General features: G+C 63.7%; 8 protein-coding genes and 3 pseudogenes. All 11 read left to right on the top strand.

What is annotated here, in order from left to right:
- The first annotated feature begins 30 nt into the window (after nt 1-30).
- The 11 genes and pseudogenes from H3L94_RS08575 to H3L94_RS08625 all read left to right on the top strand — a co-directional run bounded on the left by H3L94_RS08575 (nt 31) and on the right by H3L94_RS08625 (nt 11,272).
- The gene (locus H3L94_RS08575) at nt 31-3,915 is read left to right on the top strand and encodes a translocation/assembly module TamB domain-containing protein (RefSeq protein WP_182121676.1); all 3,885 of its coding nucleotides are present in this window, start codon (nt 31-33) and stop codon (nt 3,913-3,915) included.
- Nucleotides 3,916-3,994: 79 nt separating this feature from the next.
- A complete protein-coding gene (gene waaA / locus H3L94_RS08580; protein ID WP_182121677.1) occupies nt 3,995-5,287 on the top strand; it encodes a lipid IV(A) 3-deoxy-D-manno-octulosonic acid transferase in 1,293 nt (430 codons plus the stop codon).
- A gap of 145 nt (nt 5,288-5,432) precedes the next feature.
- On the top strand, nt 5,433-5,927 hold the full coding sequence (locus H3L94_RS08585) for a GNAT family N-acetyltransferase (protein ID WP_009118846.1): 495 nt from the start codon (nt 5,433-5,435) through the stop codon (nt 5,925-5,927).
- Nucleotides 5,928-5,968: 41 nt separating this feature from the next.
- The gene (locus H3L94_RS08590; protein ID WP_182121678.1) at nt 5,969-6,556 is read left to right on the top strand and encodes a ricin-type beta-trefoil lectin domain protein; all 588 of its coding nucleotides are present in this window, start codon (nt 5,969-5,971) and stop codon (nt 6,554-6,556) included.
- 168 nt (nt 6,557-6,724) lie between these two features.
- Nucleotides 6,725-7,024: a hypothetical protein gene (locus tag H3L94_RS08595; RefSeq protein WP_182121679.1), complete on the top strand. Its 300-nt coding sequence runs from the start codon at nt 6,725-6,727 to the stop codon at nt 7,022-7,024.
- 15 nt (nt 7,025-7,039) lie between these two features.
- Nucleotides 7,040-7,366, top strand: a pseudogene (locus tag H3L94_RS08600) (XAC2610-related protein); the annotation flags it as partial.
- A 41-nt stretch (nt 7,367-7,407) separates the two neighbouring features.
- The gene (locus H3L94_RS08605) at nt 7,408-8,061 is read left to right on the top strand and encodes an XAC2610-related protein (protein WP_182121681.1); all 654 of its coding nucleotides are present in this window, start codon (nt 7,408-7,410) and stop codon (nt 8,059-8,061) included.
- Between the two features lie 125 nt (nt 8,062-8,186).
- Nucleotides 8,187-8,558 (top strand): annotated as a pseudogene (gene msrA / locus H3L94_RS08610) (peptide-methionine (S)-S-oxide reductase MsrA); the annotation flags it as partial.
- Between the two features lie 40 nt (nt 8,559-8,598).
- Nucleotides 8,599-9,371, top strand: a pseudogene (locus H3L94_RS08615) (IS5 family transposase).
- A complete protein-coding gene (gene msrB, locus H3L94_RS08620) occupies nt 9,304-9,960 on the top strand; it encodes a peptide-methionine (R)-S-oxide reductase MsrB (protein ID WP_342355406.1) in 657 nt (218 codons plus the stop codon). The pseudogene H3L94_RS08615 and the gene msrB overlap by 68 nt, the downstream one beginning before the upstream one ends.
- Nucleotides 9,961-10,069: 109 nt before the next feature.
- Nucleotides 10,070-11,272, top strand: coding sequence for a multidrug effflux MFS transporter (locus H3L94_RS08625; protein WP_182121682.1), 1,203 nt, complete (start codon nt 10,070-10,072; stop codon nt 11,270-11,272).
- Nucleotides 11,273-11,305: the final 33 nt, after the last annotated feature.

The raw sequence follows: 11,305 nt of genomic DNA on the forward strand, positions 1-11,305 counted from the left end.
AACCCACCCGAACCCACCACACACCGCACCATGTCCGATACCGCCGTCCTCACCGCCGACACCCCAACCCCGCCGCCCGCCCCGAAACGCCGTTCGTGGTGGAAACGACTGGCCGCCGCCGTCCTGCTGCTGTTGATGCTGACCGCCGGCCTGCTGGTCTGGCTGGGCGGCACCGAATCCGGCCTGCGCTTCGGCCTCACCCGCATTCCCTCATGGTTCGGCGTGGACATCCGCATCCAGCAGCTGCAAGGCACCTTGTGGCGCGGCTTTGAAGGCCAGGGGATTCAGGTAGCCACCGAAGGCGCCGATGTGGACATCAGCCGCCTCAGCCTAGACTGGCAGCCGCAAGCGCTCTGGCAGCGGCAGCTGCACATCCGCAAATTGGCCGCCGGCGACATCCACATTGCCGGCAAACCGGTACCCCCGCGCGAAGAAAGCCCGCCGCCGCAACTGCCGCAAAGCATCAGCCTGCCCCTCGGCGTACAAATTGACGCGCTGGAAGTGGGCCGCATCAGCAGCGGCACCCCAGACAACACCGTGCTGCTGCCCTCCGTCCTCAGCTACCGCTACGACCACCAAGAGCACCGCCTGAACATCGAGGCTTTGCGCACACCGTGGCACGAATTCAAAGGCCAGGCCGCCATCGCCACCGCCTCTCCCTTCGCTTTAGAAGCCAGCATCGAAGGCCAGGGCGACTTACAGGGCGAAGCCGCCACCAGCGCCGCCTCCCTGAGCGGCAGCCTGGCCGAGCCCGATGTACACGTGCAACTTAACGGCAGCGGCGACAGCGCCGCCCACTTCGTGCTGCGCGGCGGCCTGCGCCCCTTCGAACCGCAGCTGAACCGCAAAATCGTCAGCCTCAACCTCGAAGGCCGCCACCTCAACCCCGCCGATTTCGACGACGGCCTGCCCGAAGCCGAGCTGGTGTTCAATCTGGCCGTCGAACCGGCCGTCCAAGCCGACACCCTCAGCGGCGTCATCGAATTCCGCAACCACAGCCCGGCCGGTTTCGACCAAAACGGCATTCCTGTAGAAAGCCTCAACGGCGACCTCCACATCGGCACCGACGGCAAACTGCAGCTGCACAACGTAGCCGCCCTGCTGGCCGCCAAAGGCCGCCTCATCCTCAACGGCACCCTGGATACCGCCGCCGAAAACGACGCCCTCAACCTCACCGCCGCTGTGGAGCAGTTCAAAGTGCACGACGTGGTGCAGCAGCAGCTGCCCTTCCTCATCGACGGCACCATCACCGCCCGCGGCAGCTTCGACAACCCCGAAGCCCGCTGGGAACTGCGCGACCGCCAAACCGCCACCAGCGGCCTGTTCCGCCTGCTCACCGACCGCGAAAACCGCCAGCGCTCGCTGCGCTTCGAAAACGTGCGCATCGCCCCGGCCAACGGCGGCGAACTCACCGCCGAAGCCGATATCGGCCTGTTCCAACAACAGCCGATCATGCTTCAGGTAGCCTCGCGCGCCTTCAACCCCGCCGCCGTGATGGCCGACCTGCCCGCCGGCAGCGTGAACGGCAGCATCGACTTAAGCGGCACCCTGGCCGACGGCAGCGACCTCAAACTCAACATGGTTTGGCGAGACAGCCGCCTCTCCGGCGCCGCGCTGGGCGGCAAAGCCGAGCTGGCCTACCGCGACGGCCACCTGCCCCAAGCCGACATCAACCTCACCCTCGGCCGCAACCGCATCCAAACCAAAGGCAGCTTCGGCAAAGCCGGCGACAAACTCAACCTCGACATCGACGCCCCCAATCTCGACCTGTTCGGCTTCGGCCTGGCAGGCTACCTGAAAGCACAAGGCATACTGGCCGGCGAACCCAGCCAGCTCACCGCCGACCTGCGCGGCCACGCCGACGGCCTGGCCGTGCGCGACGCCGTGCGCATCCGCCGCCTCGACTTCAACCTCAAAGGCTCGCCTGATCTGGCCAAACCGCTCAACATCCAACTCGACGGCCGCCAAATCCAAATCGGCAGCACCCAAATCGACCTCGTCGATCTCAAAGCCGACGGCACCGGCCGCCAACACACTCTCGGCGGCAACGCCAGCCTGCTGCTCGACGGCAAACCCTACCGCCTCAACCTCGCCGCCGCCGGCGGCCTGAACGACCAGCACCAATGGCGCGGCCGCGTCGGCCAGCTCGATATCGGCGGCGCCTTCAACCTCAAGCTGCTCAACCCCATCCAGCTCGAAGCCGGCGCCGAGCGCGTGCAGATGACCAACGCCCGCTGGGCCGCCATGCGCGGCAGCCTCAACCTGCAAAACTTCGTCTGGGAAGCCCGCCGCGGCATCACCACCAAAGGCAGCGCCAGCGGCTTACATCTGGAAGAACTCGACAACCTGCTGCAAACCGCCAACAACAGCCAACAGCCGCCCGCCTTCAAACAAAATCTGGTCATCGGCGGCGACTGGGACATCAACTACGGCCAAAACGCCACCGGCTACCTGAAACTGCGCCAGCAGTCGGGCGACGCCGTCATCGCCTACCGCCAGCAAGCGCTCGGCCTGCAAAACATCGTGCTCGACACCCGCTTCCACAGCGGCCGCATCGACAACCGTCTCACCGGGCAAACCCGCTACGGCAATGTGGATGCCGCCGTGGCCATCAGCCAAACCTTCGGCAGCAGCATCGTGGCCGCCCCCATCAGCGGCTACCTGAAAATCGACGTGCCCGATCTCGACAACCTGCGCTACCTGATGCCCGCCGGCATGAGCGCCAAAGGCCGCCTCAACATCGACACCACCGTCAGCGGCACCGTGGGCGAGCCGCGCCTCAACGGCACCGCCAAAGGCAGCAACCTCTACTACCGCGACCGCAACACCGGCGTCATTCTCGACAACGGCAGCCTGAACTCGCGCTTCCAAGGGCGCGACTGGCTGATCGACTCGCTGGCCTTCAAACGCAAAGACGGCAGCGTCGAACTCAAAGGCCGCGTCAACCTCACCGGCACCACGCCCGATGTGGACGTTACCGCCCTGTTCAACCGCTACCAGATTCTCGACACCCCCAACCGCAAGCTCACCCTCAGCGGCGACGCCGCCCTGCTCTACACCCCGCAGCGCGGCATCGCCCTGAGCGGCACCCTGAAAGCCGACAGCGGCCACTTCGGTTTCCAAAAATCCGGCATGCCCGGTTTGGACGACGACGTGGTGGTATTGGGCGAAGACAAACCCGAACAGGCCGCCGCCCCCACACCCATTGCGCTCAATTTGGAGCTCGACCTGAACGACAACTTCCGTTTCAGCGGCGAAGGGCTGGACGTGATGCTGGGCGGCAAGCTCACCGTCACCGCCCAGCCGCGGGAAGACCTGCGCGCCGTCGGCAGCGTCAACATCGTGCGCGGCCAATACAAGGCCTACGGCCAGGATCTGGTGATCGAAAAAGGCACCATTTCCTTTGTCGGCCCGCTGTCCGACCCCAACCTCAACCTACGTGCGGTGCGCAAACTCTCGCCCGTGGGCGCCGGCGTGGAAGTGCTCGGCAACCTGAGCAATCCGCGCGTGAGCCTGATTGCCAACGAACCGATGAGCGACAAAGACAAACTCACCTGGCTGATTCTCGGCCGCGCCAGCAGCGGCAACGAAAGCGACGAAGCCGCCGTGGCCGCCGCCGCCGGCGCCTTCTTGGCCGGCAATGTGAACGACAAACTTGGCCTGGTGGACGACTTCGGCATGACCACCCGCCGCACGCGCAACACGCAAACCGGCGAGCTCAACCCGGCCGAGCAAATCATCACCTTCGGCAAGCGGCTCACCAACGAGCTGTATTTGGGCTACGAATACAGCGTCACCAGCGCCAACCAGGCCGTGAAGCTGATCTGGCAGATCAACGCTTCGCTGCAGGCCATCGCCCGCGTCGGCACCGATTCCGTCGGCGGCGAAGCGCGCTACACCATCCGCTTCGATTGATCGCTTTTCAGGTAGCCTATTGGCGGCACAAGGCCACAGCAGGCTACCTGAATGCCGCCCCAACAAGCTAGTTGAAACTATGACCCTGCCGTTCCGCCTCTACCGCTTCCTCACCCGCCGCCTCGGCGCCCCGCTGGCCCGCCACCTGCTGAACAAGCGCAGCCGCCGCTCGCCCGACTACCTGCGCCATCAAGGCGAACGCTTCGGCGAGCCAGTGGACGAACCGCTGCAAAACGCCATTTGGATTCACGCCGTTTCCGTGGGCGAAACCCGCGCCGCCCAGCCCTTGGTAGCCGAACTGCTACGGCAATTCCCCGATGCTCCGCTGCTGCTCACCCAAATGACCCCCACCGGCCGCGCCACCGCCGAACAACTGTTCCCGCAGGCGCAATGCCGTTATCTGCCCTACGACCACCCCGAGTGGACCGCCGCCTTTCTGGCCCAGCACCGTCCGCGCTTCGGCATCCTGATGGAAACCGAAATCTGGCCCAACCTCATCCATGCCTGCCGCCAAGCCGGCCTGCCGCTGTTCTTGGCCAACGCCCGCCTGTCGGAGCGGTCCGCCCGCGGCTACCGGCGCTGGCCCGGCCTGTTCCGCCCCGCCATGCAGGGCTTTTGCCGCGTGCTGGCGCAAAGCGAAGCCGATGCCCGCCGTTTGGCCGAGATCGGCGCCGCCACGCCCCTAGTGTGCGGCAACAGCAAATACGACATCGCTCCGCCCGCAGCCATGCACGCTTTGGCCGCGCAATTCCGCCAGCGCATCGGCCGGCGGCCGGTGGTGGTGTGCGCCAGCACCCGCGAACACCAAGGCCAGGACGAAGCCGAGCTGCTGCTGCAACAATGGCGCGCCTATCGGGGCGACGCCCTGCTGGTGATCGTGCCGCGCCACCCCGAGCGTTTCCAAAACGCCTTCGACACCGCGCAAGCCTTGGGCCTGCGCGCCCAAAAACGCAGCGACGAAACCGCCGTGGCGGCAGACACCCAAGTCTGGATCGGCGACAGCATGGGCGAACTGTTCGCCTATTATCTGGCCGCCGATATGGCGTTTGTCGGCGGCAGCTTGGTGGACACCGGCTGCCAAAACATCATCGAGCCGATTGCCTGTGGCAAACCCGCCCTGTTCGGCTACTCCACCTACAACTTTGCCGCCGCCTGCTCCGGCGCAGTGGCCGCCGGCGCCGCCCTTCAAGTCGCCACCCCGGCCGACTGGTATGCCGCCGTCTGCCGCTGGCTGGCCGATCCTGCCGAACGGCAGCGCTATGCCGCCCAAGCCGCCGGTTTCATCCAAGCCCACCAAGGCGCCAGCCGCCGCATGGCCGAAGCCATCGCCGCCGCCCTGCCCGCCTGTGCCGCTAACCGTCAGGCTACCTGAAAGGGAAACCATATCCCCTCATGCAGGCATTCCTGGCCGGACAGCGTCTCCTGTTCAGGTAGCCTCCGGCCATCCGGCGGCTGGGTTTGCGCCGCCCTTGCCGATTCAGTAAAATCAAGGCCTTTCCCCACTCCGCCCCGCCGCCATGAGCCTAATTACCCTTCTGCGCCCCGCCCAAGCGCAAGATTGCGAACACATCTACAACGCACACCAATACGCCGTGCGCTACACCTGCGCCCGCGCCTATGACGACACCGTGCTGCAGGCTTGGCTGCAACTGCTCTCTCCCGACAGCTACCTCGACACCCTGCACGACCAATGGAAAACCCTGTGGGTGATCGAATACAAAGGCCATATCCAGGGCTTTTTCCAGCTCAACCTGCAAGAAGCCCAGCTCGACGCTCTCTATGTGCACCCCTTCGTGCACAACCAAGGCTTGGGCACCGCCCTGCTCGGCCGCGCCGAATCGCTGGCCCACGAAGCCGGCTTGGGCATGCTCAAGCTCTACGCCTCGCTCAATTCCGAGCCCTTTTATCTGCTCAACGGCTACAGCGTATTGGGCGAAGCCGTGCTGCCGCTCAACCCCGAAGTCGGCATCGAATGCCGCCTGATGCGTAAATTCCTGGCCGACTGTTTATAAACCCGGCGCTGCGCCGGCATCCCGTTTTCAGGTAGCCTGCCATGAACCTCCGCCCCTCCTTCCCCGCCGCCTGCTTACTGCTGCTCACTGCCGGCTGCACCTATCTCGACACCCCGGACGGACGCTATCTCAACCTTAATCTGCCGGTGGAATCGCGCCACACCGTACACAAAACCGTCCACATCCACGCCCCGCCCGGCACCACCGTCATCTACGGCGAGCGCGGCCTCTATCCCGATGCCGCCTATCCGCACCCCCTCCCCAGCCATACCACCCTGCGCAGCGCCGCCGACAGCGGCTGCCTCGACGCCGCCCATCCGGGCTACCTGAACACCGCGCCCTGCCACGGCCGCCACAGCCAGCGTTTCACCTTCGACGGCTTCCTCCTGCGCAACGCCGCCGGCCTGTGCGTGGATACCGAACACGGCCTGCTGCAAACCGGCATCCGCGCCGTTACCTCACCCTGCCGCCACAGCCCAAGCCAACAATGGCACAGCGACGGCCACAGCATCCGCAGCCGCGCCGCACCGCTCTGTCTCGACAACCTCCAGCCCGGCGGCCCGCTGGTCTTATCGCCCTGCAACGGCAGCCACAGCCAACGGTTTGTCTTCGGCCGCCACCCGTATTAACAATCTTTGCCCCAGCCGCAGGCAACAGAAACGCCCTATCCGCGGCAGTTTGCGCCGCCCTCCCCTTATCCGCCCCCTGTCCGGCCGCCGCCCGGCCACAGATGCTTTGTAAATCGTTGCAAAATATGTTTAAATCCGCTTCCTAGCGGCCTGTTTCCGGATGCCGACATGAAAACCCGACTGTTTGTTTCCCTGCTCGCCTTATCCGCAGCCAGCTACGGCAAGGAGTTTGTCGTGGCCGATCTGCCGCACGGTTGGCGGGCCGAAATAAGCGTTAAAAACTGCACCGCAACAGCCTGCAACGGCCCGGCCGTCATCCGCTTAAGCGGCAACGGTTTCCGGCAGCAGTTCGAGTCTGCGGATGCCGGCTTTGTCCCGCCGGCAGACGGCAGCCGCCTGCCCTATCTGCACAGCCCGCTGGCCATCGGCGATTTCAATTTCGACGGCCTTGCCGACGTGGCGGTGTAAAACGGCAATCAGGGGCTCTACCTCAGCCCCGGCTACGACGTGTACCTGCAAAACACCGCCAAGCGCTTTTTGTTCAGCCAAGACTTCAGCGATTTAACCCTGCTCGGCATGGGACTGTTCCAAACCGATGCCGCGCGCAAAGTGCTGACCACCACCGCCCGCATCGGCTGCTGCGTGCATCTGCAGGAAGAATGGGCGGTTTTGCCCGACGGCAAACTGCACAATATCCGCCGCACCACGCACGACACCACCACGCCGGGCCAACTTGAAATCACCGAAGAAATATGGGAAAACGGCCGCTGGCAAACCCGCACCCTACAAAAACCACAACAAAATAAGTAACACACTTACTTTTCCAGTCTGCAAACTTGTGTGAAACCGCCATGAAAACACTGATCCTGATCGCCTCTTTTTTCCTCACCCTCCAAGCCTACGGCCGCAGTTTCGAGCTCTCCGGCCTGCCTACCGGCTGGAAGGCCAGTGTCACCATCGACCGCTGCGACCAAAGAGTCTGCAGAGGCAACGGCCACATCATTCTGCATAAAGACGGCTTCCGCCAACGCATCGACTCCAAACACCTGCTGCTCAATACCGACAACCTGCCGGCGGCCGGTACCGCCCTGAGCGCCGAAAACAGCCAATCGCTGCTGGTGATGAAAGACTTCAACTTCGACGGCCAAGTCGATGCCGCCGTGCGCAACGGCAACAACAGCCTCAACCGCAGCGCCAGCTACGACATCTACACCCAGCGGCCGGGCGGCCATTTCACTTTCGACGAAGACCTCAGCGAACTGGCGCTGTACGGCGTGGGCCTGTTTGAAGTGGACACCCGCCGCCAGATTTTGATCACCACCGCCCAAACCGGCTGCTGCTTCCGCACCTTCGAAGAATGGAAAATCTTCCCCGACGAAGGCTGGCAGGAAGTCGGCCGCAGCACGTGGGACGGCTTCCGCTCTGAATACACCATCTTGGTTACCGAAGAAAAACTGGTCAAAGGCCGTTGGGAAGACAGCTCCCGCTACGTGCGCAAACCCTGATCATTAAAACAAACAAAACCTGAAACCTTGGCCAAACGCTTCCATACAAATGCCGTTCAAGGCGCGGCGGCAAAGGCTTCAGACCAGCTGAAACACCCATCCACCTCACCACACACATCATGATCCGAGACATCTATCTGGCCGGCGGCTGCTTTTGGGGCGTGGAAGCCTATTTCCGCCGCATCGAAGGCATCGTATCCGCCGTTTCCGGCTATGCCAACGGCCGCACCGAACACCCCAGCTACGAGCAGGTATGCCGCGAAAACAGCGGCCACGCCGAAACCGTCCGCCTGCAATACGACGACACGCGGCTGCCCCTGCCCCACCTGCTCGCCCACTACTTCCGCCTGATCGACCCCACCAGTCTCAACCGCCAAGGCAACGACATCGGCGAACAATACCGCACCGGCATCTACTACACCGACGAGGCCGACCGTCCTGTTGCCGAAGCCGCCCTGCAACGGCTGCAACGGCACTACCGCCAGTCTTTACAGGTAGCCCTAGGCCGAATCGACATTCATCTGGTATCTTTGGCGGATGACCAAGACCAAGCATCCGCGGCCCCGCCGCTACGAATTAACCCAAACCCAATGGGAGCGGATCGAAGATCTGCTCCCAGGCAAGGCCGGTGACCCCGGGCGTACGGCAGCGGACAACCGCAGCTTCGTCAATGGCGTGCTGTGGGTGTTGCGCTCCGGGGCGCGCTGGAGCGATCTGCCCACGCGCTACGGAGCCTACAAGAGCGTGCACAAGCGCTTCACCCGCTGGGCGGCCAAGGGTATCTGGGAGCTGGTGTTCCAGTCCCTGATTCAGGATCGAAGCAACGAGTATCTGATGATCGACAGCAGCATTGTCCGGGCGCACGCACAGGCGGCGACCGGAAAAGGGGGGCGGCACACCCGGCTCTGGGGCGTTGCCGAGGAGGTCTGAGCACGAAGATCCACATGGCGACAGATGGCCAGGGCCGACCGGTGCGATTCATCCTCACTGGCGGCCAGCGTAACGACATCACGCAAGCCCCAGCGCTGCTGGCCGGGTTCAAGCCCAAGTACGTCTTGGCCGACAAAGGCTATGACAGCCGGCAACTGGTGGCGCTGATCCAGTCGCTCGGCGCCCAGGCGGTGATCCCGCCTCGCAGCTGCCAGCAGCCGCGTGCCTACGACAAAGCACGCTACCGGCTACGCAATCGCATCGAGCGTTGCTTTGCCAGGCTCAAGCAGTTCCGCCGCATCGCCACTCGTTTTGACCGCAAGCCCTCTCACTTCCTGGCTTTCCTCTATCTCGCATCAATTACCTTGTGGGTGGGTTGAATGTCGATTCGGCCTAGAGCCGCTGCGCCAGTTTTTCCCCGCCGAAGACCACCATCAAGACTACCTGGGCAAACATCCGCACGGCTATTGCCACATCAATCTCGCCGCCGCCAACGTTCCCTTAAGTGCCGCAGAAAAACAGCCCGAGCTGCTCGACAGCCTGAGCCCCTTGTCTTTCGAAGTCACCCAAAACAGCGCCACCGAACGACCGTTTTCCCACCCTTACGAACGCGAATTTTCACCCGGCGTGTATGTGGACATCGTGGACGGCACCCCGTTGTTTCTTTCCACCGACAAATTCGACGCCGGCTGCGGTTGGCCCAGCTTCAGCCGCCCCATCGGCGAGAACGCGCTGGACGAACTGCCCGACCACTCCCACGGCATGCAGCGCATCGAAGTGCGCAGCCGAGAAGCCGGCTCCCACCTCGGCCACGTTTTCCCCGACGGCCCGGCCGAACAAGGCGGCCTGCGCTACTGCATCAACGGCGCCAGCCTGCGCTTCATCCCGCTTGCCGACTTGGAAGCAGCAGGCTTGGGCTACCTGAAAGCCTGTTTTGACGTCGGCGGCGGCCCAAACGCCTCCGACTAAATAACCACCCTCCAGCCGGGGCGCCGTCCGCCGCCCCGTTTCCCATGCCGCCTTCCTGCCCGCGCCCTGCTTGACCAGCCGGCTTCCCCTACCCGCCGTTTTCCGTTCCATGACACCCACACAAACACTGTCCGACCGCCGCATGGCCCTGCTGCTGGCCGCCATGAGCGCCATCATGCCGTTTTCCATCGATGCCTACCTGCCGGCGGTAACCGAAATGGCCGCCACCCTATCGGTGGGCGAAGCCGATATCCAAACCAATTTAAGCCTGTTTCTGGTCGGGCAATCCTTGGGCGTGCTGATCGGTGGCGCTTGGTCGGACTGGTCCGGCCGGCGGACGGTGGCGCTCAGCGGCCTCTTGCTGTATTGCCTCGCTTCCTTGGGTTTGGCATTGTTGGGCAGCTTGGAACAATTCCTGCTGTTGCGGCTGGCGCAAGCCTTCGGCGCCGGCATGGTGGCGGTGATCAGCGGCGCGGTGGTGCGCGACCTATATGAAGGACGGCAGGCGGCGCAAATGTTTGCCCTGATCGGCGTGATCATGATGGCCGCGCCGCTGTTGGCGCCGATTATCGGCTGGCTGATGCTGCAAATCGGCGGCTGGCGGGCGGTATTCGTTTTTCTGTTGCTGTATGCCGCTTCGGTGTGGTGGCTGCAATGGCGCTTCCTGCCTGCCGTCAAGCCGGCCTCGCCGCCGGCCGGCTCGCCAACCGCCGTCATCGCCGGACGCTACCGCCGCGTGTTCGGCACCCCCGAAGCCTTGGGCTTTCTGTTTTTCCAAGCGTTCAGCTTTTCCTCCATGTTTGCGTTTCTCACCGAGTCGCCCTATGTGTATATGACGCTCTACGGCATGGGAAAAGGCATTTATGCGCTGGTTTTCGCCCTCAACATCATCACCATGACCGCCTTCAACCGCCTGACTGCCTTGCGTCTGCGCCGCGGCAGCGAGCCGGCGCGGATTTTGCTCATCGGCATCGGGGTGCAGTTTGCGGCCAACACCGCCTTGGTGGTGCTCACCCAATTGTCTGCCCTGCCTCCGGTGGCGCTTTTTGTGGGCTTGGTGATGTTATCGGTAGGTTCGCAAGGCTTGGTCACCGCCAATACTCAGGCCTGCTTTATGCAGCACTTCCAACAGGAAGGCGGCAGCGCCAACGGCGTCCTGCTTTCCAGCCAAGCCCTCATCGCCGCCAGCGTGGGCTTCATCACCACCCGCCTGCACGACGGCAGCGCCGAGACCATGCCGCTGATGATGTTATCGGCCACCTTATGCGGCATGGTGTTGTTGTTCGGCTTCTCCAAACAGGCTTTCAGGTAGCCTGAGGCCATGCTGACAAAGCGGAGACCTTCA

It is taken from the genome of Neisseria shayeganii (genome assembly GCF_014054965.1).
Taxonomy (GTDB): domain Bacteria; phylum Pseudomonadota; class Gammaproteobacteria; order Burkholderiales; family Neisseriaceae; genus Eikenella; species Eikenella shayeganii.

Excerpts from the sequence above, each read along its gene's own strand:
- H3L94_RS08575 (WP_182121676.1), top strand. The coding sequence starts at position 31 with ATGTCCGATACCGCCGTCCTCACCGCCGACACCCCAACCCCGCCGCCC.
- waaA (WP_182121677.1), top strand. The coding sequence starts at position 3,995 with ATGACCCTGCCGTTCCGCCTCTACCGCTTCCTCACCCGCCGCCTCGGC.
- H3L94_RS08585 (WP_009118846.1), top strand. The coding sequence starts at position 5,433 with ATGAGCCTAATTACCCTTCTGCGCCCCGCCCAAGCGCAAGATTGCGAA.
- H3L94_RS08590 (WP_182121678.1), top strand. The coding sequence starts at position 5,969 with ATGAACCTCCGCCCCTCCTTCCCCGCCGCCTGCTTACTGCTGCTCACT.
- H3L94_RS08595 (WP_182121679.1), top strand. The coding sequence starts at position 6,725 with ATGAAAACCCGACTGTTTGTTTCCCTGCTCGCCTTATCCGCAGCCAGC.
- H3L94_RS08605 (WP_182121681.1), top strand. The coding sequence starts at position 7,408 with ATGAAAACACTGATCCTGATCGCCTCTTTTTTCCTCACCCTCCAAGCC.
- H3L94_RS08625 (WP_182121682.1), top strand. The coding sequence starts at position 10,070 with ATGACACCCACACAAACACTGTCCGACCGCCGCATGGCCCTGCTGCTG.